This window comes from Streptomyces sp. NPDC021225 (genome assembly GCF_044332865.1).
Classification (GTDB): domain Bacteria; phylum Actinomycetota; class Actinomycetes; order Streptomycetales; family Streptomycetaceae; genus Streptomyces.
This window is the reverse complement of the sequence record NZ_JBIRPV010000008.1, coordinates 363224-388564: the sequence shown is the minus strand read 5'-3', so window position 1 is coordinate 388564 and position 25341 is coordinate 363224. Positions and strand designations below refer to the sequence as shown.

The window sequence follows — 25341 nt, the reverse complement described above, 5'->3', positions numbered from 1 at the left end:
CCGCCCAGATCCCGACTGGACCGTCACCCACGCTCAATCCCGCCCTGCGTCTTGACGCTATATCACGACGAGCCTAAGTTCAGTCACTCCAACGCCATTCGGCCTTCTGAACGGTCGACCCTAGGTAGGGGTTCATGCGTATCTCAACTTCCCGCAAGGCCAAGTACGTCGCCACCGCCGTGGCCACCACGCTGACACTCAGTGCTCTGACGGCTTGCGGCGGCAGCGGCTCCGGTGGCTCGGACGCCAAGAGTCTCAAGATGTGGACCTTCAAGCAGTCCCATGTCAAGGCTCTGCGCAACGCAGCCAAGGAGTTCAAGAAGGAGACCGGCATCTCCGTCGGCATCGAGGTCTTCACCCCTGAAGAGGCCTATATGACCAAGGTGCAGAGCGCCGCCAAGACCGGCGATCTGCCCGACGTCCTCGAGGTGCACTCCGACGGCGAGGACCGCGTCCTCGGCGCGGCCGGCATCGCCGTAGACCTGCGCGACGACTACAAGGGCGACTGGCTCAACGAGATCCAGGACTCCGTGCACGAATCCGGCCTCATCACGCCCGAACGCTTCAAGAAGTCCCAGAACACGAAGTCCTCGGACAACGGCATCAAAGAGGGCGCGCGCTACAGCGTCCCGCTGACCATCGGCACGTTCGGCATCGTCTACGCGAACAAGCAGAAGCTGGTCGACGCCGGGATCAAGCAGCCCCCGGAGACCTGGGAGGACCTGATCTCCGCCCTCAGGGCGACGACGAAGAAGGACCCGAAGAACGGCGGCCTCACCACAGGTCTCAAGGCCAAAGGCCCCGGCCTCAACTGGATACTTCAGCCGCTCGCCTTCGCCCAGTTGGGCAAGAAGGGCTACGAGGACCTGTGGGGCAAGGACAAGAGCGCCGACTTCGGCTCCCCGAACGGCGTCAAGGTGCTCTCCCAGTACAACCAGCTCACCCCGTACTGGACACCCGGCACTCAGTCGCTCGACGTCGACCAGGCGGACCAGACCTTCGCCCAGGGCAAGGCTGCGTTCGACGTCGGCGGCACGTTCACCCTCGCCTTCCTCCAGCAGAACGGCATGAACCCGGACGACGTCTACGCCTTCGGCCTGCCCGCCCCCAAGAGCGGCGCGGTCCCCGACCGGGCGCTGGCCCCGATGGCGCTCACCGGCATCACCCTCAGCTCGGCGAGCAGGCAGCCGGACAACGCCAAGAAGTGGATGCGGTTCCTGGCCGGCAAGAAGGTCGCCGCCCAGTTCGCGCAGGACGCCACCGACCTGCCGGCCACGGACCTCGGCGCCGACGCCGCCAAGGCGCTCGGCCCGACGCTCAACTCCATGGTCCAGAGCTTCAAGGGCACGCCCGAGACGACGTACGACGCCAACCTCAACCAGAACTTCCAGTCCCCCGGCTACGAGCAGAACGACGTCGGCGACATCCTCGCCGACATGTCCCCGCTCAAGCGCGCCTCCGTCGAATCCACCGCGCGCAAGATCAGCAACCTGAACCAGTCGTACTGGAAGGCAGCCGGCCAGTGACGCTCCAGCCCACGCTCCCCGCGAGGGTGGAGAAGGGCCGCACCGCGGTGCCCGGGGGCGGGCCCTCACGACGCAAGGACCGCCGGTACGAGGCGCTCACGGGCTATCTGTTCATCGCGCCGGCCGTCGTGCTGTTCCTGGTGATGGGCCTGTACACGGTCGGCTACGGATTCACTCTGTCCTTCGCCAAGTGGAACGGTTTCGCCCCGAACTGGGAGTGGGTCGGCCTCGACAACTACAAAGACCTGTTGTGGCGCGACCCCGTGTACGCGCCCCGCGTCCGGCATGCCGCCGCCAACACGATCTGGGTGATGGTCGCTGCCCCCGCACTGACCGTTGTCGTCTCGTTTCCGCTCGCGGTGCTCCTCAACCAGGTCAAGCGGTTCCAGGGCGTCCTGCGCTCGGTCTACTTCCTGCCATATGTCACCAGCGGCGTCGCGGTGTTCTTCGCCTGGCAGTACATCCTCCAGCCGGACGGGGCCATCAACTCCCTGCTCAGCGGCCTGGGTCTGGGCTCGCTCCAGCAACCCCAGGGCTGGCTCGGCAATCCCTCCACGGCCATGCCCACCATGATCTTGATCACCGTGTGGGGCCATGTCCCCGTGGCGATGCTGCTGTACCTGACGGGGCTACAGGGCATCGACCGCAGCATCCTCGAAGCCTCCGAACTGGACGGCGCGGGCTGGTGGCGCACCAACATGTCCGTCGTGTGGCCGCTGGTCAGACCGATCACCGCGATCGTCCTGCTGCTGAATCTGCGCGAGGCGCTCCAAGGGTTCCAGACGTTCCTCGTGATGACCAACGGGGGCCCCGGAGACCACACCAATGTCCTCGGCCTGGAGGCCTACCGGCTGGCCTTCCTCAAAAACCTCTCCCCCACCCTCGGCCTGGCAAGTGCCCTGGGCTGGCTCCTGTTCGCGGCCGCCCTCGTCCTCGCCCTGATCAACCTGCGAGCGCTGCGGAGCAAGACATGACAACGATATCAACGGCCCGGCCCCAGCCGGTCCGCCCCGCCCGACGAGCGCCGTCCGGCCGCTCGTCGGCCCGGATCGTCATGGGCGTGCTGCTCACCCTGTACGCGCTGGTCAGCGTCTACCCGTTCCTGTGGATGGTGTCGGCGGCGTTCAAGGACCAGGTCGAGGTGGTGCGCGGCGGTCATCTGATCCCGGACCACCCCACGCTCCAGACCCTGGTCGACACCTGGAACGAGCTGCACTTCTTCGACTTCTTCGTCAACAGCGTCCTGGTGACGCTGTACACGGTCGTACTGACCGTGGTGTTCTACGCGGCGGCCGGCTACGCGTTCGCGGTGCTGCGCTTCCCAGGACGCGGTGCGCTACAGAAGCTGTTCGTCGCGCTGCTGTTCGTGCCGGGTGTGACGGTGATGCTGCCGATCGTGCTCCTGGAGAACAGGATGGGCATCCTCGGCACACACTGGGGGCTGGTGCTCCCGTTCGTGAACGGCGGAGCGCCCCTGTCGATCCTGCTGATGACCGGGGCGTTCTCCGCGGTCCCCACGGAGCTGCGCGACTCCGCGCGGGTCGACGGCGCCGGGGAACTGCGCATCTTCACACAGGTCTATCTGCCACTCGCCCGGCCCGCGTTGATCACCGTCGCCCTGCTCACGGCGATCCCCACCTGGAACGAGTACCTGCTGACCCGTGTGTCGCTCAACGATCCGTCCCAGTACACCCTGCCCCTCGGTCTCCAGGTGCTCTCCTCCGAGAACGTGCCGCACTACAACAACCTGATGGCCGGCGCCCTCATCGTGGTGGTCCCCGTGATCCTCCTCTTCCTGTGCCTCCAGAAGTACTTCGTCAACGGCCTGGTCGGGGCGGTGAAGGGCTGATGCGTGTCCTGATCACCGGCGCCGCGGGACACATCGGCGTCCATGCCACCCGCGCACTGGCCTCCGCAGGACACGAGTTAACGCTCATGGACCGGGTGCCGTTCGACGCCCCTGCCCGTACCCGTGTCCTGATCGGCGATCTGCGGGACGCCGACCTCGTCCGCAAGGCGGTGGACGGTGCGGAGGCCGTCGTCCACCTCGGGGCGATCCCCCACCCGAACGCGGAGGACGGCAGCGCCCTGTTCGCCGCCAACTGCCTCACGGCCCACCGCGTCCTCGACGAGGCCGGACGGGCGGGCGCGCACCGCATCGTCGCGGCGTCCAGCCTGGCAGCCGTCGGTCTCGCCTGGTCACCGATCCCCGTCTCACCCCGCTACGTCCCCCTGGACGAGGACCACCCGACGCTCGTACGCGACCCGTACGGCCTGTCCAAACTCGTCCTGGAGGAGACGGCCCGCAGCACACACCGACGCTGGGGCACGGACATCGTCTGTCTGCGCTTCCCCTTCACCGGGACCGGTCAGCGACTCACGGACCAACTGGCCCACGTCGCGGCCGATCCCGGCGCCCACCGGCACGACCTGTGGGCCTGGCTCGACACCCGGGACGCGGCCGCCGTGATCAGCCGTGCCCTGGCTGCCACCGTGACCGGCTGCCACGTCCTCAACGTCGCGGCAGCCGACACATCATCACCGCTGAACACCGGCGAACTGCTGCACCAACACCACCCGGGCGTACCGGCCTTCGAACCGCTGCCCGACCGCATTTCACTGATCGACACCAAGGCATGCGCGGACCTGCTCGGCTTCACCCCGCGCCATTCCCGTCCATCCGTCCAAGGAGAGTGCCCCGGATGACCGCACACCCCAGATCTCTGTCCCGTCGAGGATTCCTCGCCGCCGGCGCCGCTGCGACCACCGCCGTCGCGGCGGGTACCGGCAGCGCCACAGCAGCCCCGACACACAAGCCATCCGCACGCGCCCACATCTTCTACTACCCCTGGTACGGGAACCCTGAGGTGTACGGCGAGTGGCGGCACTGGCAGCAGGGCGAGCTGACCCCGCCCGAGGCGCTCAGCTCCAACTACTACCCCGTGCTCGGCCCCTACGACTCCGGTGACCGGCGCGGCGCCGTCGACCGGCACATGCGCTGGCTACGGCAGGCCGGCACCGGCGTGCTGGTCAGCAGCTGGTGGGGGCAGGGCAGTTACGAGGACCGGATGGCACCGGTTGTCCTCGACGCCGCGGCCGCCGCCGGCCTCCAGGTGGCCTGGCACATCGAGCCGTACGGGGGCCGCGACGCCACCTCGGTGGTCGCCGACATCCGCTATCTCACCGAACACTACGGCGACCACCCGGCCTTCCACCGCGACGCGGAGCGCGGCGGGCGGTGCGCCTATTACGTCTTCAACAGCCTTCTGACGGTGGACTGGTCGCCGCTTCACGAGGTCGACGACCGGGCGATCGTGATGGCCCAGACCTGGGACCTGTCCCGGATCGGCGACTTCGGCGGCGTGTACACCTACGACGCGATCGCCACAGCCAACAAGCCGGACTGGTCCCAGGTCGCCGCCTTCTGCGCGGAGCGCGGCATGGTGTGGGCGCCGTCGCTCGGCCCCGGTTACATCGACGACCGGGCCGTCCCCGGCAACACGACACCGACCCTGGACCGGTCGCGGGGACGGACGTACGACCTGGAGTGGGAGTACGCCCTGTCCACCGGGAACTCGGGCGGCGTCCCGGACTGGGTGAGCATCACCTCGTTCAACGAATGGCACGAGGGCACCCAGATCGAACCGGCCACCGCCGACACTCCAGGCCCTCTCGACTACCTCTCGTACGAGGGAGCCTACGGCCGTAAGGGCGACCGCGCGCAGACGGCCTACCTGGACCGCACGGCGTATTGGGTCGCCCGCTTCGAAGCCGCCCACGCTCGGCAGCGGGACTGACGCGGCGTTGCCGGTGCCCGGGGCGCCGCGCCCCGGGCACCGGGGGGCTCACCTCTTCTGCTCGACCCGGACCCAGTCGATCTCCGCCTGCACTCCCCCGGCGGCGATCTTGTCGACGCTGGACTGCGGCAGACCCCAGTAGGGGGTGGTGACCTGGTTCCAGCCGGCCGGGTAGGCGCCGCCGAGGGCGAGGTTCAGGATGACGTGCTGATTGCGGTCGAAGACCCACTGGCCCCGCGTGGACTCCAACTTGTTGCGGGTCGTCTCCTGCACCAACTGGTCGTCGACGTAGAACCGCATGGTCGTCGGCGTCCACTCCACGGCATAGGTGTGCCACTGGTCGGCGCGGCCGCCGCTCGGGTAGATCTTGGCGCGCGCCGATGTTGCCGTCGGCGGAGTAGCCGGGTCCGTGCAGTGCGGTGCTGGTCCAGTCGGCGTAGCCGATGTTCTCCATGATGTCGGTCTCACCGGAGGAGGGCCACGACACGGCCGGGTCGTCGACATTGCTGCCGAGCAGCCAGAACGCGGGCCAGAAACCGTCCCCGACGGGCAGTTTCATACGGGCGCTGACCCGGCCGTAGGTGAAGTCGAACTTGCGGAGGAGACCTCGATCTGCTGCGGGATGTCCTGCTCCGTCCGCACCCGGCAGCGGTGCGGACGGATCTGGCCCGTACGGCAGCCGGTATCACCGGGCCGCGGGCGGAAGAACGTGCGGAGTGCGGACGCACCCGCCCCCGCTGGACCGTCGTGGGCCCGGGGCCCGCAGTTGCGCCCGGCTGGGGTGACGGCCCGGTTCGGCCGCGTCAGGGAGCGGTGTCGGGGCCGATGCCCTGCGCACGGGCGAGGCGAACAGATCGGCTGGTCCCCCGGCACGCCGACGGCGTCGAAGGAAATCAGGGGCGACAGCCAGACGGACAACGCACGGCGTCCACTTCGCCAGCCAGGTGACATTCACAGTGGTGTCCTCGGCCGACGGCGCACGGAGCCTACTCGCTTCCGGTGAACATGTTGATCAGGCCGTGGGGTGCGTCGTATCCGTAGAACAACTCGTGGACGTAGGCGCCTTCGGTGGCGGCCGCGGAGATCCCGACCGCCGAGCCGAACTGGGTGCACGTGTACAACAGCCCGCCCTCCAGGCCCTGATCGTCCTTGGCCACGCCGTCGGTCGCTGCGATGGTGAGCGGACCGTAAGCGAGGGCGAAGGCGTGGCCCGCGATGATCAGGCTCAGAACACCGGGGCGAAGAACACGCGCTGCGCCCCCTCCGCAACCCAGGCCGCCCCCTTTATCTGTACCCGGAGGTTCGCGTGAGTGCCCAGCGCAGAGGTTAAAGATCAAGCTAAGCTAAGTTCCCGTTCCACATCCCGAACCCGTTCAGACCAGCAGTGCATGACCGGCCATCATGAATTCCGACCCGTAATGTCGATAGTAGCCACACTGGCGCCATAATGGCACATCGAGCTTGTAATGAATTTAGGTGATTAACATGTCCGAGGTCAGGGTGGCGTTTACCCGGGGCGTTGAGTTTGATGAATTGGTCGAGCATGCTCGCGATCAAGGCTGGAGAGCGGAGACGCCTTCAGGTTATCCGGTTCCCGCTACCGACCCCCTTGAAGCAGATGCCTACGTTTTCCTCTGGCGGTTCGGTGTCGATGGAATCGCTCGATTCGTGGACGACGAGGTGACTGAGGTCCAGTTCATTCAACTAGACGGAGAGGGTGCTCATACTACCGCCACCATCTTGGCGGAAAAGTTTTCAACTGTAAGTTATGCCGACTGCCTCAATCTCCTTAATGGCCAGATTTCCACCGACGAGAGCGTCTTCCGGGGAGCCGAAGGGCAAGCCGCTGGACAGTACGCTGTCCGCATAGCCGCCACTGGCGAGATAGAGGGCGAGGCCCCAGGTGTGCAGGATGCCGGTGAACGGTAGTCGGCACAGCGGAAGCGGATCGCTGTCGGGCAACTCGCCTGCTGCATAGGCAATCCGCTGAGGTAGGTCACACCTGTCAGCTGCGGCCAGTTTTGGCGGGCGTGGTCGTTCAGCCGTTGGCACAGGTGGTGCTGCATGGACTCGGGCGGTGTGCGGCGGTGGCCGTGGTCGTCGACGAACAGACTCGCAGGGCATTGCTGCGGATCGCCTCCGCGGCAAAATAGCAGGTCAGGCAGGTGCTGCGAACCCGGATCGTGCTGGCGGCACCGGACGGGGTGGGCAGACGAATGGACTATGACCGTCTGCTGCAACGCAACGCCACGCGTTGCGCAGGCGTCGTTCGGCGCGCTTGACACCTACCAGTGCGGAGCGGTCCGAATCGCGTCGGCTGCGGCACGCAGAAGGCAACAACTCTCAGGATGACACTCCGTAGCAGGTGGCAATCGCGGCGGCGCGGTCGCGCAAGGAGGAGCGCAACCACTGCGGGGCCAGGGCTTCCGCGTTCGTGGCGAGCTGCCACAGCGCCCATTCGGCGTGTCGTGAATCCTGGAAGGTCACCTCCAGCCGCAACCAGCCGTCAGGGTCGGTTTCTTCGGCGATGACGGCCAGCGCTGTGCCCACCAGGTCCTCGCGCCGCGCCGGGTTCACCCGTACCAGCACCGCGACTTGGTCGCCGCCGGTCCGGAACCGTGTGCTGCGTTCCTGCCAGGCCCGGTCCAGATCGACCCGGTCTGGTCGCTGTGCGGGTTCGTCGAGTTCCTTGGCGGCCAACACCCGGGCCAGCCGGTAGGTGCGGTCCGCGCCAGACCTCGTGGCCAGCAAGTAGCCCTGGCCGCGTACGGTGACCAGGCCGATCGGGTCCACGGTGCGCCACTTCGGGGCCTGGTCCACAGCCGCGTAGTGGATGCGCAGCTTGTGTCCGGCGAACACCGCGCGCCGGACCTCGGCCACTACGGTGTCGGGCACCTCCTCAGCGACCACGCGGCGCGAGAGGAGGTCGGTCTCCGGGTCGATGAGCAATCGCTGCGCCGCGCCGGCCGCGGTGTCCCGATGGCCTTCGGGCAGCGCGTCAACCACCTTGAGCATGGCCGAAGCGAGCGCCGAGCCGAGGCCGAACACCTGCGCGCCACGCCGTGATCCGGCGACCAGCAGGGCGAGCGCCTCGTCGTGGTTCAGTCCGGTGAGCTCTGTCTGGAAACCGGGCAGCAATGCGAAACCGCCGTGCCGACCGCGTTCGGCGTAGACCGGGACGCCGGCTGCGGACAACGCCTCGATGTCACGCAGCACGGTCCGGGTGGACACGTCCAGCTCGCGGGCCAGCGTGGCCGCGGACAGTCGACCGCGCTGGCGCAGCAGCAGCACCAGTGAGACCAATCGGTCGGCGCGCATACGAAAAATTCTACCGGAATACACGACACAGGATGTCGTGGTTCGTTGAGAGGCTTTCAACACGACGTCAGCGATTGGCCGGCTACCGAGCCGATGGACGTACGTACGCCTAATGAATCGAATGGAGCCGATGTGGCATTGGAACGAACGGCAGTCAACCCGGTGACGTGGTCGATGGAGATGGGATTCAACCAGGGTGAGATCGTCTCCGGGCACACCCGCACCCTGTACTGCTCCGGGCAGACCGCGATGAGCAGCGACGGCAAGCCCCAGCACGACGGTGACATGGCGGCCCAATTGGCGCTGAGCCTCGACAACCTGGAGGCCGTGCTCGGCGAGGCCGGCATGTCCCTCACGAACCTCGTCCGGCTCAACGTCTACACCACCGACGTCGATCTGCTTTTCCAGCACTACGGCGTGCTGGCGTCGCGGTTGGGCGCTGCCAGGGTGGCGCCGACCACCACGATGCTCGGGGTGACACGGCTGGCGATCCCCACACTGATGGTCGAGCTCGAGGGGACCGCCGTCGCGTGATGCGACCTCGCCACCTCCGCTGCTCGTGCCGGTTGAACCGGCACGAGCAGCAGGCAGGTGGGTGATTTCCGGTGCTCAGAATGGTGACGATCGGAGACGGAGCGATCGTTGGGGGCTGCGACGCTACCGCGGGTAATCACTGGCCTCGGCTCCCAGGACGTTCAGCAGGGCCAGGGCCTCGGCGTCGGGGGATTCTGGCGGCGCGCTGTAGAGCACGAGGTGCTGGTCGCGGTCCGTGAGTGCGAGTGTGTCGCAGTCGAGGGTGATCTCGCCGACGGCCGGGGGACGGAAGGTCTTCGTGAGCATCGGCGCGGCCTGTACGTCGTGCCGTTCCCAGAGCCGGTGGAAGTCGGGGCCGGCGTTGTGGAGTTCGTCGATGAGGCCGGTCACCGCGGGATCGGTGGGGCAGCGGGCGAGGGTGGCGCGGAGCTGCATCACGACGTTCAGCCGGAACTCGGCGGCGATCCCGTAGAGCGTCACGTCGGCGCGCTGTGGCCCGGGGAAGGCCCGGCGCGCGAGGTTGCGGTCCTCGGGGGCGAGTGGGGCGAAGTCCTCCATGAGGGCGGCCGCGAGGTCGTTCCAGGCGAGGACCTCGAACGCTGCGGACATCACGAAGCCGACCGTCTGCGGCAGCCGCTCGAGGAGTGCGAGGATGCTCGGGCGGACGTCGCGCCGGTGCAGCCGGGCACGGGTCGGCGCGGTGCCCGCGAGGACGTGGAGGTGGTCGGTCTCGGCGTCGGTGAGCCGCAGCGCGCCTGCGATCGCGGCCAGGACATCGCCCGAGGGGCGTGGCGCCCTGCCCTGCTCGAGCCGGATGTAGTACTCCGTGGAGATGTGCGCGAGGACCGCCACTTCCTCGCGGCGAAGACCCGGTGTCCGGCGTCGCGGGCCGGAGGGAAGGCCGGCGTCCTGCGGCCGGAGCCGCTCGCGGCGGCTGCGGAGGAACACCCCGAGTTCCTGCTTGTCCATACGCCCAGTGTGCGCGGCGCGGCGGCGGATCCTGGTACCGCTTGTGCCTGTATCGGGCCGGCAGCGGGCCGGACGCTGTTGCCATGACGAACAACACGAACAACATCGACAGCGCACCCATCGGCCTGCTCACCGGCAAGGTCCTGTTCATCACCGGCGCCAGCCGCGGCATCGGGGCCGCCGCGGCCCGGCTCTTCGCCTCCGAGTGCGCCGGTGTCGTGCTCGCCGCCCGCAGCACCGACGCCCTCGACCGCATCGTGAAGGAGATCCGCGCCGACGGCGGTGTCGCCGACGCCGTCACCCTGGACCTCGGCGACCCCTCAAGCATCCGCGCCGCCATCGACCGCGTCGAGGAACTGCACGGACGGCTCGACGGCGCCCTCAACAACGGCGCGGTGATCCAGCAACCCGGCCCACTCGACACCACCAGCGACCAGGACATCAACACGCAGTTCGCCGTCAACTTCCGCGCGCACTGGACCGCCATGACCGCCGAGGCCGCAATCATGCGCCGCAACGGCGGCGGGGCGATCGTCAACACCTCCAGCATCGGCAGCCGCCGCGCGAACCCCGCCCTGCCCGCGTACGCCGCCATGAAGCGCGCGCTCAACAGCCTCACCGAGACCGCCGCCGTGACCTGGGCCGGTGACAGTATCCGAGTGAACGGCATCACCCCCGGCGGCACCGCCACGGAGATGATCGACGAGTGGGAGGCAGCGACTCCCGGCATCGTCAAGCAGATGACCGCGACGATCCCGCTCGGCCAGATGGCCGAGCCCCGGCAGATCGCCGAGGCGACCGCGTGGCTGCTCAGCGACCGGGCCTCTTACGTGACCGGCGCGATCCTGCCGGTCGACGGCGGCGCCGGCGCCTGAAAGGGAGAGCCTGGGCAAGCCGTGGCGGCACCACGCCGTACCTCATCAGCAGCAGCAGCCCAGGGCCTCGGCCAAAGCCCGGAGCCGGGCTGTAGCCGCCATCAGCCTGCGCAGTGGTGCCCCCTACGATCCAAGGTCAGCCGTACATCGCCACGCGGTACAGAGTCGCAAGCGCGTCGTCGATGGGATGGGGCTGCGGCTTGCCGAAGGAGTCGAGCCTGTTCCACCTCTGCATGTTCACCGCGACTGCCATCTGCCGCGTGCCGTCGGCACGGGTCATGGCCAGGGCTCCACCGCCCCAGACCGTGCCGCCATGGCCCCAGAAGGTGCCCTGACCGGGACCCTCCATTAGGTGCAGGCCGAGGCCATAATCGATCGTCTTCCCCTCTTGGGAGACGACCGGGACAGTGCGCTGCATCTGCGCCAGCGATGACGGACTGACGATCTTCCCGGCCAGCAGCATGCCGTAGAAGCGGTTGAGGTCCGAGACGGTTGATATCAGCGAGGCCGACGGCCCCACCCACGACATGTCGTAAACGCTGTAGTCGCGCGGCGGGTCGATCATGCCGAACCAGGCCTCATAGAGCTGCGAGTGCGGCCCGTTGACGTGCGGTCCGGCGGGGAGTTCGGTGTCCCGGAGTCCGGCGCGCTCGATGACGTTCCGGGTGATGTACCGCTCCGCCGTGATGCCGGTCGCCTGTTCCAGCAGTTGGACGAGAAGCAGGTAGTTGGTGTTGGAGTACACCCCCGGAGTGCCGCCCGGGGCGCCGACGGCAGGTGCGGTGACCCCCATCTCGATCAGTTCAGTGGGGTCGAACCGCGTGAGCCGGTGGTCGTCCAGGCTCTGGGGTCCAGTGTCCGCGAGGACGGGGTACGCCTTGAGTGAGGGGTAGGCGTACGGGAGGTACTCGGCGAGGCCGCTGGTGTGGTTCATCAGCATCCGGACCGTGATCGCGTCACCGCGTTCTCCGGGAACCAGCTTCGGGAGGTATCGGCCGATCGGTGTGTCGAGCCCGATGTGGCCGCTCTCGACCTGCTGTAGGACCGCGGCGGCGGTGAAGGTCTTGGTGATGCTGCCGACGCGGTGCCGCATGTCGGCGGTGACGGGGCGGCCGGTGGCCACATCGGCGACCCCGGCGGCGCCGCGCCAGACCTGGTTGCCGTCTCGCACCTCGGCGAACAGGCCCGGCATCCTGGCGCGGTGGACGATTTCGATGGCCGCGTCCAGCGCCGCGGAATCCAGTGGGTTCTTCACGTCATGCGTCCTTTCGTAATCCCCGGGGTGAGCTACGCATCGGCCGCCTGACCCCCGGATAACAGGGCACGAGTGGCATGCCGGCCCACCTCCTGCCGGACTGTCCGGCATACTCATGCCTTCATGCCCTCATTATGCACGCGGTGCGTGCAACGCCAAGCGCATAGGTCAGGCTGAGAACCGTCGAAAGGAGCGAGATGGCAGGCCGAAGGTGCTGGTCGACCGAGGAGATCCTGGATGCGGCAGCGGAAGCTCGCCGTGATCGGGGGGCGTTACGCGTCAAGCGGCACCGGTTCCCGGCTGGTCAACGAAGAGGTGCTTCAGGCGCTGCGGGCGTCGGGCCTGCCCGACGAGGTCCGCCCCCTCGGGGCGGACCGCCGCGCCGCATTCGCAGAGATCCTCGCGGCCCGCACCTGGCCAGGTGCACGAGAAGGCGTCCCGCCACGGAACTGGTACTGAGAAGCCGCGAAACTCAGATCATGCGGCGTAGCGCGGTCTCCACGGCATCGATCAGCGGATCACCTTCGGATCGTGGGTGCCGTGCGAGACCGAGTTCGATGTCCGGCAGGGTGGGCAGGGCGTCCGCGTCGTGGCAGACCATGGCCGGTTCGAGGTTCGTCGGCAGGAGCGCCGCGACGCCGAGTCCGGCCCGTATCGCGGCGAGCACACCGACCAGGCTGTTGCTTTCGAATGCCACCCGCCAGGGCCGATCGGCACGTTCCAGCGTTTCCAGCACCGACGTACGCCAGGAGCACGTGTTCGAGAACAGCACCACCGGCAGCGGATCGGCAGCCACGTCCACACCCTGGCCGATCGCCCAGACCAGCGGGCGGCGTACCGTCCAGCGCGGCGGTCCGGGAACGGCCGGCACCTCGTTGAGCACCAGTTGGACGCGGCCCTCGTCGTAGGCCTCCCGCATCGCGGCGCTGGACATGCTGAGCACCTCCAGCGTCGCGCTGGGGTGCAGCCGGGCGAGGTCGGCGAGGGCCTGCGGAAGCTGGGACGCGGCGAGGTCTTCGAGCAACCCGACGCCGCAGCGGCCGCTGAGCGTGCGCCCGGTTTCGCTGAGTGCCTGTGCGGAGAGCGAGAGAATGCGTTCGGCGTACGGCAGGAGTTCCTCCCCCGCCCTGGTCAGCGAGACACCGGACGGTGATCGGTGAAGCAGCGGACGGCCGATGGCCCTCTCCAGCTTGCGCACTTGCTGGCTGAGCGCGGGCTGGGTATGTCCAAGCGTGGTCGCGGCGCGGCTGATGCTGCCCGCCTGCACGATGGTGACGAAGGACCGCAGCAATGCGGTTTCAAGATCCCTGGCCATAAACGTTCATTATGTCGGCTCCAGCAAATGAACCACTACCTATGGCATGACGGAGGATCTAGCGTCACGCAGGTGACCGGATACCGACAGATACTCGCCATGCCAGGGATGGCATCGCTGTTGGGCGTTTCCTTCCTCGCCCGTACCGCGATCACGGCTGTCGTGATGGCGCTGACGATGTATGTCGTGCTGGGCCTGAACATGAGCTACGCGGCAGCCGGCGGTGTCGCGGCAGCTCTGACCACCGGGCTGGCGCTGGGCGGGCCGCTGCTTGGCCGCATGATCGATCGGCGGGGCCTGCGCACGGTGCTGCTGGTCACTGTCGCAGTGCAGTTCGTGTGCTGGCTGAGCGTGCCGATCCTGCCGTACAAGGCCCTGCTGGGTGCCGCTTTTGCGGCGGGTCTGCTGATGGTGCCGACCCAGTCGGTGACCAGGCAGGCGATCGCCGCGATGACGACGGCGGGACAGCGCCGGGCGGCGTTCGCGCTGGAATCGGTGCAGGGCGAGCTGTCGTACATGGTGGGCCCGGCAGTCGTGATCCTGTGCGCCGCGACGGTGTCCCCCGGTGTGGTGGTGTGGGGGCTCGGCGCCGCGATCGTGGCCGGCGGAACCGGGGTCGCCTTGCTCAACCCGCCGCTGCGCGCCGAGGACGAGGCGGATGCCGGCACGGCCGGACGGCCCCCGCGACGGGAGTGGCTGGGCATCGACATGATTGCCGTACTGGCGATGGCGTTCGGTACCACGACGCTGCTCAGCGGCGTCGACCTCGCCATCGTCGCCACGCTCGAAGAAGCAGGTCAGGTGTCCTGGGCCGCTGTGGTCGTGGCCGTGCTCGGCGTGACCTCTGTCGTCGGCGGGCTGATCTACGGCGCGCTGTCCCGGTCGCTGCCCATGTGGTTGCTGCTCGGCTTGCTCGGGCTCGTGACGATTCCCGCCGGGCTTGCCCACGACTGGCCCTGGTTGTGTGTGGCCGTTGTCGGCACTGGGCTTTTCACCGCGCCGACCCTTTCCGCGGTGGCCGACGCGGTGAGCCGGCTGACGCCAGCCGGCGTGCGGGGTGAGGCGACAGGTCTGCAATCCTCAGCGCAGAGCGCGGGTTTCGCGCTCGGATCCCCGATCGTCGGGGTGGCGATCGACGCCTCCGTGCCGGCGGGCGGCTTCGCGGCAGCCGGGCTGGCCGGCCTCGCCGCCGCGCTGACTGGATGCCTGCTGTCCCGCCGCCGTCCCTCGCCCCGGCCGCCCACTCCGGCTCGTGGCGAGTCGGTGAGAAGAACAGAGGCGACTCACGTGCAGTGATCGGCCAAACGCCTCCTGCCGGGGCCCGGGGGCCGGATGGTCTTGGCAGCAGCGGCAATGCCGACAGCAGCCGTGAAGCGGGCCGCGAATCGCCACCTGGACGGTACGCGGGGCATTAAGTTCAAGAGTTCGTCTCTCCCCCTCGTGTGGGGCCTTGAGGGGTCGCGGGCGGCGCGTGAGGCCTCCGTGACGTGTACGCGCTGCCCGAACACCGTAGCCCCCACGAGCCCCAAGCACACCTGCCAGCCGCGCCCACTCGACCTCGTTCGCCTCCTCGTCCAGGTCGACGCCGGCATTGTCCGGCATCCAGCCCTTGAAGTCCAGGGAGGCGATCAGCTTCGAGATGAGCTGTCTTCTCCTCCATTCAGGTGCGCCGGTTCATCCGATGTATTGATGATCGGCGCGCTCCGGCCGTGCCCGACGGCGAATCCGGCCGTTCCCGCGCCAAGCTCCCCCTCGGAAGGAGCACGTACATGAGCCCTGAGTGCAGGTCAGCGTCCCGGCTGGGACCGCCGCCCCGTCGCCGCGCGTGGACGACCAGCGGGGCGCGAGCCTCGCTCGCGCTGGTTCTGGCGGCCGGGGTGGTCAGTCCGGCCATGGCGGCGGGGCAGGCCGTGGGCCACCACGCGAGGGCGGTGAGCCGCGTGGGTGACGAGGGCAAGCGGGGCCCGGTCGGCGCCACGGAGGCGACCAGGGCAATCGGGACCTTCGCCAATGTCGGCGCGAGCATCTTCGCCGATACCAGCCAGACGATCCCGACCAACATCCCCACCAAGATCAATTTCACCGGTGCGGACTTCGACACGGACATGATGTTCGATCCGATGAACTCGACCCTGGTGGTCCACACCGCCGGGCGGTATCTCCTCAAGGGAAGGATTCTCTGGGCCAACCTCATCCCGATCCCGACTGAGGGAGCGAATCGGGAACTCCTCATCAACCTCAATGGCAACGCCATCGCCGGAGACGCACAGAACACCGTGGACCCCGGCGGCTTCGAACTGTCGCAGGACGTGTCCACGATCGTTCAGCTGAACGTTGATGACGTGATCTCCCTCAGCGCCTTCCAGACCACCGGACACGACGCCACCTCGTTGCACTCCGGCGGAGGGATGTCGGGGAAAACACTGGCCCCGCAGCTCGTGGCGGAATGGCTCGCCCCATAGTCAGCGTCCCCTGAACCGAAGGCGAGCACCGGCCAAACGGCCAACGCCCCCTTCCATCACGTGCCATCAAGCCGCCTTCAGGGTGCACGGGACACGGCGAGGGCCGCCTTCGCCTCGATGCGCAGGACGCCGTCGCCGTGTGCAACCCGGGTCTGCTCCGCAGCCTTCACGTCGCGGTCCTACGAGGCGTCTTCGGACAGGATCTCGACCGTGGTGTCGGCCCGGTCGGCGGGGATGTCGAGGACAGCCGAGTTAACCCGGTGACATCCACACGACGGATGAAAAGAATACCGACACAGGATGTCGGGTTTCGGGTCGACCATGGCTTCACCGGTCGGCGCCGAGGGTGGACGCGGTCCGGGCCCCACAGACAGACAAGGACCTCCATGCGCGAAACGCCAGAAGATCTCAAAGAGCTCCAGGCCCTCCTTGACGCCTCCCTCTCCCGCTCCACTTCGCACCTCCGCTCGATCATCAACACCGCGAGCACACTGACCGCGGATCAACTCACCCGCGTCCTCACCGGCATGTGCACCCTCGCCCTGTCCACCGTGACAGCGAAGGGTGAACCGCGGATCAGCGGCGTGGACGGACACTTCCTGCATGGAAAGTGGCACTTCGGCACGGCGCGCGGCGCTGCCAAGGCCCGCCACCTCGCCGCGCGGCCCGCCGTCAGCGCCGCGCACATGCGCGGTGAGGACCTGGGCGTGTTCACGCACGGCACGGTGGAGATCCTCAACCCCCAGGGCGGTGAGCCAGCCGCGGACTGGCCGGACCTGCTCGCGTACTTCAAGGACTTCTACGGCGACGACCTCTTCGACTGGGACAACGACGTGGTCTACTACCGGCTGCATCCGCACTGGATGGCCGTCTACGCCCCCGACATCGCCAGGCTCACGCCTGCGTCTTCCTCCTGATCCACGGCACGGCCCGCACCGCGACCGGCCACGTGATGAGAGACCGGTGAAGCGGCCGCTGGGCGCCATTGATGACGAGCGGCCGCGGCACCGAGAGGGCGGACGAAGGTTGGCCGTAATCGTCCGGGGCCGACCGGGCGAGGGCATCCACGCGAAGTCGCTGGCAGGGATGAACTTCATGTTCGCCGAGACCGAGCGGTACGTGCGGGAGAAGCAGACCGCCGAGGAGCCGGGAAACGGGCTGGTCGATGAGCTGCTGGCGGCACACGAGCGCGGCGAGCTCACGTGGCGTGAGGTCCTGGAGACCACGGTGCTGCTGTACATGTCGGGCGGCCCGAATCCCGCCTACCTCATCGGTGCCGGGTTCAAGCTGTTCGCCGAGCGACCGGACCTGATGAAGCAGTTCAGGGAGAGGCCGGAGATCCGGGACGCGTTCACCAACGAACTGGCGCGCCTGAACCCGGTGGAACTCATCATCACGCGGTTCCCGAACCAGGACATCGAGATCCAGGGCGTGCACATCCCCGCAGGATCGTGCATCAAGTACCCGATCGGCGCCGCGAACCGGGACCCCGCGGTGTTCGAGAACCCGGACGCGTTCGACTACAACCGTCCGCCGGACGCGAGCCGCAACCTGACCTTTGGGCTCGGTACCCACGCGTGTGCCGGGCAGCTGCTGGCGCGGGCCGAGACGAACGTGATTCTCGGCCTCGTCGCCGAGCGGTACTCCTCGGTCGAGCTCGCCGGCGAGCCGCTCGAGGTCCGCACCGACCGCCTGGTCGCGTTCGACAAACTGCCGGTCCGGCTCTCCTGAGCCGGGCCGCCGGCCCTCCTTGCGCCGACCACTCCCCCACACGTGGCAGGAGTGCCTGCTTTCGTTAGAATACCGCCATGACCGTCCATCGAGTGGCTGTGCTGGCGCTGGACGGGATGGCCCCGCTCGACCTGGCCATCCCTTTGCAGATCTTCGGCCCGCGCACGGAGACCCCCTACGAGGTCTCCGTGTGCGGACCGAGCAGTCCCGCCTCCACCACCAGCGGCTTCCCGCTGGCCGTCACCAGCGGACTGGACGTCCTGAGCGGAGCCGACACGCTGATCGTGCCGGGGTTCGGTCCGGGGTTCCGGTCACACCCCGGGCCATTGCCGCCGGCGGTGCTCGACGCGCTGGCCACGGCCCGCGACCGGGGCCGGCGGGTGGTGTCCATTTGTACCGGCGCGTTCGCGCTGGCCGCGGCCGGCCTGCTCGACGGGCTGCACGCCACCACACACTGGCAGCACACGGACGAACTCGAACGGGACTACCCCTCCGTGCGCGTGGATCGTGACGTGCTCTACGTGGACGAGGGCAACGTCCTCACTTCGGCCGGGGTGTGCTGCGGCATCGACCTGTGCCTGCACATCGTGCGCCGCGACCTGGGTGCCGTCGTGGCCAACCGGATCGCCCGGGGCATAGTCGCCGCTCCCCACCGCGAGGGCGGCCAGGCCCAGTACGTACCCGCACCCGTCGCGGTCACCGGCGACACCGCGCTGGCCGACACCCGGGCCTGGGCTCTGGAACGCCTCGGGCAGTCGCTCACCGTGACCCAACTCGCCCGCCACGCCGGCATGTCCGAGCGCTCCTTCATGCGCCGTTTCGTCGAGGAGACGGGCACGACGCCGCTGCAATGGCTGGTGGGCGCCCGGCTCGGCCTGGCACGCGAACTCCTGGAGACCACCGACCGCTCCATCGACCTGGTGGCGCGCGACTCCGGCCTGGGCTCGGCCGCCAACCTGCGCCTGTATTTCCGGCGCGCGCTCAACACCACTCCGACCGCTTACCGGCGCGCTTTCACCCGCCACGTCCCGCACCCACCCACATGACGTCCGATCGAGCAGGCGAAGTGAGTCACGTGCCCCGGAACACCACCGTGGCCGGCACTGTCGGTGAGGACGAGCGGACCGGCCCATGCCCTCGTCCCCCGTTTCCCGTACCGTCCTCCCGCCTGCGTCGAGTCGCCGTCCTTGTGCTCGAGGGTGCGAAACCGCTCGACGTCGGCATTCCCGCGCAGGTGTTCACGACCCGGGCGAGTATGCCGTACGAGGTGCGGGTGTGCGGTGCGGCACCGGGGCTCGTGGCCGGCGGCGACGGCCTGGCGCACCACGTCGCCCACGGCCTCGACGCGCTCGCGTGGGCCGACATTGTCTTCGTCCCCGGCTATCGGTTCCCGGACCGCGACGACCCGCCCCAGGCCGTGGTCGATGCGCTGATCGCCGCACACGACCGGGGCGCACGGCTTGCCGCCATCTCGACGGGCGCCTTCGCGCTCGCCGCCACGGGCCTGCTCGACGGCAAGCGCGCCACGACGCACTGGCACTACACGCGGGCGCTCACGGCGAAGCATCCGCTCATCCGGGTCAACGAGAACGTTCTGTTCGTCGACGAGGGCAGCGTGCTGACGTCGGCCGGCGCCGCCTCGGGCATCGACCTGTGCCTGCACATTCTGCGCGGCGACCTCGGGGTGGCCGCGGCGAACCACGCGGCCCGGCGCCTGGTCGCGGCCCCCTACCGCAGCGGCGGCCAGGCGCAGTACGTGCCGCGCAGCGTGCCCGAGCCGCTCGGCGAACGGTTCGCCGCCACCCGCGAATGGGCCCTGCACCGGCTCGACGAACCCCTCAGCCTCGAGGCCCTCGCCCGGCACGCGGCGGTCTCGCCGCGCACGTTCTCGCGGCGCTTCGTCGAGGACACCGGGTATACGCCGATGCAGTGGGTCATGCGCGCCCGCATCGACCTGGCCCGTGAGCTGCTCGAGCGTTCGGAGCGCAGCATCGAGCAGATCGCGAACAACGTCGGCCTCGGCACCGGCGCGAATTTGCGCACGCACTTCCAGCGCATCCTGGGGACCACACCGAGCGAGTACCGGCGGACCTTCACCCGGGGAGAGTAGCCCGCCGCCCGGCCTGGCGCGATCCTTTCGAACCATGGCGCTCACGCCACAGCCGCGGCCGGATCGCGCACGCGAGGCTGGTGCCGAACCGAAGGGACACCACTCATGACTCGCATCGCCATCAACGGATTCGGCCGCATCGGGCGCAACGTGCTGCGCGCCCTGCTCGAGCGCGACAGCGACCTCGAGATCGTCGCCGTCAACGACCTCACCGAGCCGGCCACCCTCGCCCGGCTTCTCGCCTACGACACCACGGCCGGACGGCTCGGGCGTCCGGTGACCGTCGACGGCGACACCCTCGTCGTCGACGGCCGCCGCATCAAGGTGCTCGCCGAGCGCGAGCCGGCGCAGCTGCCGTGGGCCGAGCTCGGCGTCGACATCGTGCTGGAGGCGACAGGCCGCTTCACGTCGGCCAAGGCCGCCCGCGCCCACCTGGACGCGGGCGCGAAGAAGGTGCTGGTCAGTGCGCCGTCGGATGGCGCCGACGTCACGCTCGCGTACGGGGTCAACACGGAGACGTACGACCCGGCCGTGCACACGATCGTCTCGAACGCCTCCTGCACGACCAACGCGCTCGCGCCGCTGGCCGCGGTGCTCGACGAGCTCGCCGGCATCGAGCACGGCTTCATGACCACGGTGCACGCCTACACGCAGGAGCAGAACCTCCAGGACGGCCCGCACCGCGACGCCCGCCGCGCCCGCGCCGCCGCCGTCAACATCGTGCCGACCACGACGGGCGCCGCCAAGGCCATCGGCCTCGTGCTGCCCAACCTCGACGGCAAGCTGTCGGGCGACTCGATCCGCGTGCCGGTGCCGGTCGGCTCGATCGTCGAACTCAACACCACCGTCGCCCGCGACGTGACCCGCGACGACGTGCTGGCCGCGTACCGCGCCGCCGCGCAGGGCCCGCTCGCCGGCGTCCTCGAGTACTCCGACGACCCGCTCGTTTCGTCCGACATCGTCGGCAACCCCGCCTCGTCGATCTTCGACGCGGCCCTCACCCGCGTCGAGGGCCGCCACGTCAAGGTGGTCGCCTGGTACGACAACGAGTGGGGCTTCTCCAACCGCGTCATCGACACGCTGGAACTCCTCGCCGCACGCTGACCGGGCCCCGAGCCTGCCGGGGCGCGCCTACGGCGCAGGCGGTCTTGTGGGCTTCGTAGCCCACAAGACTGCCGTGATCCCGGCCCGGGTTTTCAGCCGCGCGCCGTGGTGGCGGGTTGAGGGAAGGTGACGCCGGTCAGTTCCTCGGAGACGGTCCACAGGCGACGGGCGGTGACGGGGGCGCTGGCAGCGGGCGAGCGGCCGACCAGGGTCGGGGCGCCACGCATTTCGAGCCTGCCGTCGGGGCCGACGTAGCTCCCACCGGGCAGATCCTGGACCGCGGCGTACAGCGTGGGCAGCGCACCGGCCTGGCTGTCCTGGGCGATGAGCCGGTTGCCCAGACGCATGAAGAGGCCGCGCAGGAGGCTGGCGTCGTGGCCCTGGAGGTTGGTGGCGGCCCAGCCGGGGTGCGCGGCCAGGGCGCGTACGGGCGAGCCCGCCTCGGTGAGCCGTCGCTGGAGCTCCAGTGTGAAGAGCAGGTTGGCGAGCTTGGACTGGCTGTAGGCGGCCATCGGGCTGTACTCGCCGGTCAGGTCGAGATTGTCGAAGTGGATGCGAGGGCTTCCCGGGGTTTTGTGCGCTGCGGAGGACAGCGTCACCACGCGGTCGGTGATGCGCGGCAGCAGCAGGTTGGTCAGGGCGAAGTGGCCCAGGTGGTTGGTGCCGAACTGCATCTCGAAGCCGTCCTTGGTGCGGCCCTCCGGGATGTTCATGACGCCGGCGTTGTTGATGAGCAGGTCCAGGTCGCCGTCCCAATCGGCGGCGAACTCGCGCACGGACGAGAGGTCGGCCAGGTCGAGGCGGCGTACCTCCACGCTGCCGTTCATGCTCGCGGCGGCGTCCTCGCCGCGCTTCGGGTCCCGTATGGCGAGCACCACGTGGGCACCAGCGCCGGCCAGTGCCTTGGCGGTGGCGAGGCCGAGCCCGCTGTTGGCGCCGGTCACGACGGCCGTACGGCCACTCTGGTCGGGAATGTCACTGATGGTCCAGGGCTGTGTATTCGCGTTCTTTGCCATGCCCTCAATGTATGCGGTGCCCACAATGTTTGCAACGACTACAATGTGGGCGTTGCTCACACCGGGCTAGGCTGAGGGCATGAAGAACCGCCGTTACCACCATGGAGACCTCCCTGCCGCCCTGCTCGCCCGCGCCGAACAGACCCTGCGCGAGCGGGGAGCGGGCGCGCTGTCCCTGCGGGAACTGGCCCGTGACATCGGGGTGAGCCCCGCCGCGCCCAGCCGCCATTTCAAGGCGAAGCAGGACCTCCTGGACGCCCTGGCGCGGACCGGCTTCGAGCGGCTCGCCGAGGCCATCGCGGACTCCCAGGAGGGTGCCGGCGAGTCGTTCCCCGAGAGGCTGGATGCCGCTGCTCGCGCCTACGTGGGCTTCGCAGTGGACAACGCCGCGCTGCTTGATCTGATGTTCTCCGTCAAGCACTGCCCGGAGGCATCAGAGGCGCTGGGGGCGACAGCCCACCGCTGGTCGGAGCGGCTCCTCGAACTGATCAGCTACGGGCAGCGCAGGGGCGAGGTGCGCGAGGGGCCCCTGGAGCGGGTCGCTCTGCCTCTCTTCGCGGGGCTGCACGGCTACGCCGGCCTGAGCGTGAGCGGCATGCTGCCACCACAGGTGGCCGAGCACGGACTGGACGACGTGATCGCCTCCCTCCTGCGCGGCTGCGAGCCGGATTAGAACCGTGCGGGACGAGCGGGTCGGCCCTGGTCAAGGTCGGCCCTGGTCAAGGTCGGCCTTGGCTGCGAAGGCCACGGCGGCGGAAAAGGGCGGCTGCGCTGATGGTCGCTCCAGGAATCGCCGATGGGGCGGCCGGAATCGCACAGTGGAAGGGGGCGGTTCCAGGCACGTCGGCTCGCGGAGGAGTTGACGGGCAAGCGGGTGCGGCACCGCCGCACCCGGCCCTCACCTCTCCGATACGGAGGACGACCTCATGGGTTCTCTTGATCTGACCGGACGCGTGGCCCTGGTCACCGGAGCGACCAGCGGCATCGGCGCCGCCACTGCGGCGCTGCTGGCCCGGCGGGGCGCGCATGTGCTGGTCGCCGGCCGGGACGCCTCCCGCGGCGAGTCCGTGGTCGCCGCCATACGCGACCGCGGCGGCAGGGCCGACTTCATCGCCGCCGAGCTGGGCCAGGCGCAGTCGGTACGGCAGCTGGCGCGCCGGGCCATGGAGCTCGGCGGCGGCCGGGTGGACATCCTGATCAACAACGCGGGCATCTACCCCTTCGGGCCCACCGAGCAGGCGACCGAGAGTGAGATCGACACCGTCTACGCGCTGAATGTGAAGGCGCCGTTCCACCTGGTGGCGGAACTCGCGCCCGCCATGGCCGAGCGCAACACAGGCGCTATCGTCAACGTGAGCACCCAGGTGGCCGCCTACGGGGCGCCGGGCATGGCCCTGTACGGGTCGAGCAAGGCGGCCGTGGAACTTCTGACCAAGGCGTGGGCCGCGGAGTACGGCCCGCGCGGGGTCCGTGTCAACGCCGTCCGGTCCGGGCCCGCCCGGACGGAAGGCACGGCGGGCATGGGCGAGGACCTCGGCGCGCTGGCCGCCCAAGCCCCGGCGGGCCGCCCGGCCGAGCCGGAGGAGATCGCCGAGGCGATCGCCTACCTGGCCGGCGACGCGGCAAGCTTCGTCCACGGCGCCGTACTGCCCGTCGACGGCGGCCGCACCGCCGTCTGACCTCCCGCCAGGACACCGCACGGCGGTCGGCTGGTCGAACCGGACCGGGCTGCCCGAGCGCGGGAACTGCGGGAACCCGTCTGGTCAGCCGGTTACGTTGGCGAAGGGGCGGCCATCGCCGAACGCGAGCCGCGCGAAGTTCTCGCCGATGCGGCGGTGTCCTGCGGGATCGGGGTGGACCTCGTCGGGCAGCGGGAATTCGGCATAGTCCCCCTCGCCGTACAGGTCGCGGCCGTCGAGGTAGTACAGGTTCGGGTCGTCGGCCGCACGCTGGTGGACGACCCGGGCGAGTTCGTCGCGGATGACGTTGAGCGTCAGGCGCCCGGCGGCGCGTTCGGCCGGATCGCCCGTCGCCCTGAACCGCAGAGTGCCCCCGTCGAAGTCGGGCGCGAGGGGGCCGGGGGTGTCCTCCTGGACCGGGCACAGGATGGCGGACACGAGCAGCAGCGGCGTGGCCGGATGTCCCTCGCGGAGGGTGTCGAGGAAGCCGTGGACCGCGGGGGCGAAGGCGCGCAGGCGCATGACGTCGGAGTTGACGATATTGATGCCGACCTTGACGCTGATCAGGTCCGCGGGGGTGTCCCGCATCGCGCGGGCGGTGAACGGGTCCAGCAACGCGCCGCCGCCGAACCCCATGTTGACCAGCTCCACTCCGCCCAAGGCGGCTGCCAGGGCCGGCCAGGTGGCGGTCGGATGCGTGGCGTTCGAGCCGTGGCTGATGGAACTGCCGTGGTGCAGCCACACCCTGCGCCCGCTGTCCGGCGCCCGCTCGACTGGGGCGTCGGTGCGCAGGGCGATCAGCTCGGTGATCTCCGTGTGCGGGAGCCAGATCTCGACATCCTTGTCACCCGCCGGCAGCCCGGTGAACCGGGCGGTGCGGGCCGGCCCCTCCGACAACTCGGAGGACTGGGTGACCATGTCGGTGATCATGCGCACATTACCGCCGGCCACCGTGGCCTGAGCAGCGAGACGGCCGTCGACCAGCAGGTCGTACACGCCGTCCGCCGGGGCCGGGAAACCTCGGTAGATCCGCTTGGTGGGCAGCGTGTCCAGTTCGATCGTGGTGGCCCGGGTACGGAAAACCAGCCGCACGCCGGAGGGCTGGGCCTCGGCCACGGCCAGTTGGTCGTCAGGGATCTGCCGACGCGCCCGGGCGGGCAGCCGATGCGGGAGCAGACCGTGCGCGGTCGCTTCCACGTCGAGATGACCGCGCAGGATGTCGGCGGTGACGGGTGTGGTGATCGTGTCGTGCTCGGTCTTCATCGCTTCAGCCTGTTGATCAAGATTTCCGGATTGTGCATGTGCGCCGCCGCGCGGCGCGGCGAACCTCCTCCGGCGGCCCTCCGGCCGGCTCCAGGCCGACGTAGCCGTGGAAGACGCTGCCCAAACAGCCGGACGGCGTGTGTCCCGTCAGACGGTCCGGGGTCGGCTCGGCTCTAACCATAACCCTCCCCCTATGCGGCGACAACCATAATGCAATCGCCTAATAGCTTTAGGCAAGGTTTACTCATCGCCGAGTTCACCGCCGCCGGAACGCTGGGAGTGGTGCGGGAGGCGGCGGTGGTGGCCGCGGGAGGCGGCGGTGGTGGCCGCGGGAGGGACGGATGAGGCGCGGTCCGTCCCTCCGGCGGCGAAAATCGTTGTTCACAT

At 69.0% G+C, this 25341-nt stretch carries 25 protein-coding genes and 1 pseudogene; 18 read left to right on the top strand and 8 right to left on the bottom strand.

Annotation, left to right across the window (positions count from 1 at the left end; all coding sequences use genetic code 11):
• Nucleotides 1-134: 134 nt before the first annotated feature.
• From ACH4S9_RS32520 to ACH4S9_RS32500, 5 genes are read left to right on the top strand one after another with little or no spacing between them, the layout of a single operon-like run.
• Nucleotides 135-1526, top strand: a complete 1392-nt coding sequence (locus tag ACH4S9_RS32520; RefSeq protein WP_398375110.1) for an ABC transporter substrate-binding protein — start codon at nt 135-137, stop codon at nt 1524-1526.
• Nucleotides 1523-2500: a carbohydrate ABC transporter permease gene (locus ACH4S9_RS32515; RefSeq protein WP_385338141.1), complete on the top strand. Its 978-nt coding sequence runs from the start codon at nt 1523-1525 to the stop codon at nt 2498-2500. Before ACH4S9_RS32520 ends, ACH4S9_RS32515 begins: the two co-directional genes overlap by 4 nt.
• Entirely contained in the window at nt 2497-3375 is an 879-nt protein-coding gene (locus ACH4S9_RS32510; RefSeq protein WP_311724111.1) for a carbohydrate ABC transporter permease, read from the top strand. The genes ACH4S9_RS32515 and ACH4S9_RS32510 overlap by 4 nt, the downstream gene beginning before the upstream one ends.
• Nucleotides 3375-4232 carry an NAD-dependent epimerase/dehydratase family protein gene (locus ACH4S9_RS32505; protein WP_398375109.1) on the top strand — a complete coding sequence of 286 codons (858 nt, stop codon included), beginning with the start codon at nt 3375-3377 and terminating at the stop codon, nt 4230-4232. The genes ACH4S9_RS32510 and ACH4S9_RS32505 overlap by 1 nt, the downstream gene beginning before the upstream one ends.
• On the top strand, nt 4229-5323 hold the full coding sequence (locus ACH4S9_RS32500) for a glycoside hydrolase family 99 protein (RefSeq protein WP_311724109.1): 1095 nt from the start codon (nt 4229-4231) through the stop codon (nt 5321-5323). The genes ACH4S9_RS32505 and ACH4S9_RS32500 overlap by 4 nt, the downstream gene beginning before the upstream one ends.
• A gap of 48 nt (nt 5324-5371) precedes the next feature.
• On the opposite strand, the pseudogene ACH4S9_RS32495 reads toward ACH4S9_RS32500, so the two are convergent.
• A pseudogene (locus ACH4S9_RS32495) lies at nt 5372-5918 on the bottom strand (glycoside hydrolase family 16 protein); the annotation flags it as partial.
• Between the two features lie 391 nt (nt 5919-6309).
• Nucleotides 6310-6480 carry a hypothetical protein gene (locus tag ACH4S9_RS32490; RefSeq protein WP_358842772.1) on the bottom strand — a complete coding sequence of 57 codons (171 nt, stop codon included), beginning with the start codon at nt 6478-6480 and terminating at the stop codon, nt 6310-6312.
• Between the two features lie 328 nt (nt 6481-6808).
• Between ACH4S9_RS32490 and ACH4S9_RS32485 the strand changes: the two genes are divergently transcribed.
• A complete protein-coding gene (locus tag ACH4S9_RS32485) occupies nt 6809-7252 on the top strand; it encodes a hypothetical protein (protein ID WP_398375107.1) in 444 nt (147 codons plus the stop codon).
• Between the two features lie 414 nt (nt 7253-7666).
• Here the strand turns inward: ACH4S9_RS32485 and ACH4S9_RS32480 are convergent, their stop codons facing one another.
• A complete protein-coding gene (locus ACH4S9_RS32480) occupies nt 7667-8641 on the bottom strand; it encodes a WYL domain-containing protein (RefSeq protein ID WP_311724100.1) in 975 nt (324 codons plus the stop codon).
• A 138-nt stretch (nt 8642-8779) separates the two neighbouring features.
• Here ACH4S9_RS32480 and ACH4S9_RS32475 point away from each other — a divergent pair, with 138 nt between their 5' ends.
• The gene (locus ACH4S9_RS32475; RefSeq protein ID WP_385338443.1) at nt 8780-9175 is read left to right on the top strand and encodes a RidA family protein; all 396 of its coding nucleotides are present in this window, start codon (nt 8780-8782) and stop codon (nt 9173-9175) included.
• Nucleotides 9176-9298: 123 nt separating this feature from the next.
• On the opposite strand, the gene ACH4S9_RS32470 is transcribed toward ACH4S9_RS32475, so the two are convergent.
• The gene (locus ACH4S9_RS32470; protein ID WP_398375104.1) at nt 9299-10144 is read right to left on the bottom strand and encodes a helix-turn-helix transcriptional regulator; all 846 of its coding nucleotides are present in this window, start codon (nt 10142-10144) and stop codon (nt 9299-9301) included.
• A gap of 83 nt (nt 10145-10227) precedes the next feature.
• On the opposite strand from ACH4S9_RS32470, the gene ACH4S9_RS32465 reads away from it, so the two are divergent.
• Nucleotides 10228-11019, top strand: coding sequence for an SDR family NAD(P)-dependent oxidoreductase (locus ACH4S9_RS32465; RefSeq protein ID WP_398375102.1), 792 nt, complete (start codon nt 10228-10230; stop codon nt 11017-11019).
• 136 nt (nt 11020-11155) lie between these two features.
• Here ACH4S9_RS32465 and ACH4S9_RS32460 read toward each other — a convergent pair whose 3' ends face one another.
• On the bottom strand, nt 11156-12274 hold the full coding sequence (locus ACH4S9_RS32460; RefSeq protein ID WP_398375100.1) for a serine hydrolase domain-containing protein: 1119 nt from the start codon (nt 12272-12274) through the stop codon (nt 11156-11158).
• 237 nt (nt 12275-12511) lie between these two features.
• On the opposite strand from ACH4S9_RS32460, the gene ACH4S9_RS32455 reads away from it, so the two are divergent.
• Nucleotides 12512-12733, top strand: coding sequence for a hypothetical protein (locus ACH4S9_RS32455; protein ID WP_398375098.1), 222 nt, complete (start codon nt 12512-12514; stop codon nt 12731-12733).
• Nucleotides 12734-12746: 13 nt separating this feature from the next.
• On the opposite strand, the gene ACH4S9_RS32450 is transcribed toward ACH4S9_RS32455, so the two are convergent.
• Entirely contained in the window at nt 12747-13589 is an 843-nt protein-coding gene (locus ACH4S9_RS32450) for a LysR family transcriptional regulator (RefSeq protein WP_385338178.1), read from the bottom strand.
• A 72-nt stretch (nt 13590-13661) separates the two neighbouring features.
• Here ACH4S9_RS32450 and ACH4S9_RS32445 point away from each other — a divergent pair, with 72 nt between their 5' ends.
• The 7 genes from ACH4S9_RS32445 (at nt 13662) to gap (ending at nt 20996) form a co-directional block, all read left to right on the top strand.
• Entirely contained in the window at nt 13662-14885 is a 1224-nt protein-coding gene (locus tag ACH4S9_RS32445) for an MFS transporter (RefSeq protein ID WP_385338181.1), read from the top strand.
• 596 nt (nt 14886-15481) lie between these two features.
• On the top strand, nt 15482-16051 hold the full coding sequence (locus ACH4S9_RS32440) for a hypothetical protein (RefSeq protein WP_385338184.1): 570 nt from the start codon (nt 15482-15484) through the stop codon (nt 16049-16051).
• Between the two features lie 386 nt (nt 16052-16437).
• Complete coding sequence (locus tag ACH4S9_RS32435) at nt 16438-16968, top strand: pyridoxamine 5'-phosphate oxidase family protein (RefSeq protein ID WP_385338187.1); 531 nt, start codon at nt 16438-16440, stop codon at nt 16966-16968.
• A gap of 109 nt (nt 16969-17077) precedes the next feature.
• Complete coding sequence (locus ACH4S9_RS32430; protein WP_398375096.1) at nt 17078-17782, top strand: cytochrome P450; 705 nt, start codon at nt 17078-17080, stop codon at nt 17780-17782.
• A gap of 77 nt (nt 17783-17859) precedes the next feature.
• Nucleotides 17860-18828, top strand: coding sequence for a GlxA family transcriptional regulator (locus ACH4S9_RS32425; protein ID WP_398375095.1), 969 nt, complete (start codon nt 17860-17862; stop codon nt 18826-18828).
• 143 nt (nt 18829-18971) lie between these two features.
• Nucleotides 18972-19892, top strand: coding sequence for a GlxA family transcriptional regulator (locus tag ACH4S9_RS32420; protein ID WP_398375093.1), 921 nt, complete (start codon nt 18972-18974; stop codon nt 19890-19892).
• A gap of 105 nt (nt 19893-19997) precedes the next feature.
• Nucleotides 19998-20996, top strand: coding sequence for a type I glyceraldehyde-3-phosphate dehydrogenase (gene gap / locus ACH4S9_RS32415; protein ID WP_311724092.1), 999 nt, complete (start codon nt 19998-20000; stop codon nt 20994-20996).
• Nucleotides 20997-21088: 92 nt separating this feature from the next.
• Here the strand turns inward: gap and ACH4S9_RS32410 are convergent, their stop codons facing one another.
• Nucleotides 21089-22012: an oxidoreductase gene (locus tag ACH4S9_RS32410; RefSeq protein WP_311724091.1), complete on the bottom strand. Its 924-nt coding sequence runs from the start codon at nt 22010-22012 to the stop codon at nt 21089-21091.
• A gap of 79 nt (nt 22013-22091) precedes the next feature.
• On the opposite strand from ACH4S9_RS32410, the gene ACH4S9_RS32405 reads away from it, so the two are divergent.
• A complete protein-coding gene (locus ACH4S9_RS32405; protein ID WP_311724090.1) occupies nt 22092-22685 on the top strand; it encodes a TetR/AcrR family transcriptional regulator in 594 nt (197 codons plus the stop codon).
• A 253-nt stretch (nt 22686-22938) separates the two neighbouring features.
• Nucleotides 22939-23691 (top strand): SDR family NAD(P)-dependent oxidoreductase, encoded by a 753-nt coding sequence (locus ACH4S9_RS32400; protein ID WP_311724089.1) that lies wholly within the window; start codon nt 22939-22941, stop codon nt 23689-23691.
• Nucleotides 23692-23775: 84 nt separating this feature from the next.
• On the opposite strand, the gene ACH4S9_RS32395 is transcribed toward ACH4S9_RS32400, so the two are convergent.
• The gene (locus ACH4S9_RS32395) at nt 23776-24954 is read right to left on the bottom strand and encodes a GDSL-type esterase/lipase family protein (protein ID WP_385338201.1); all 1179 of its coding nucleotides are present in this window, start codon (nt 24952-24954) and stop codon (nt 23776-23778) included.
• Between the last annotated feature and the right edge of the window lie 387 nt (nt 24955-25341).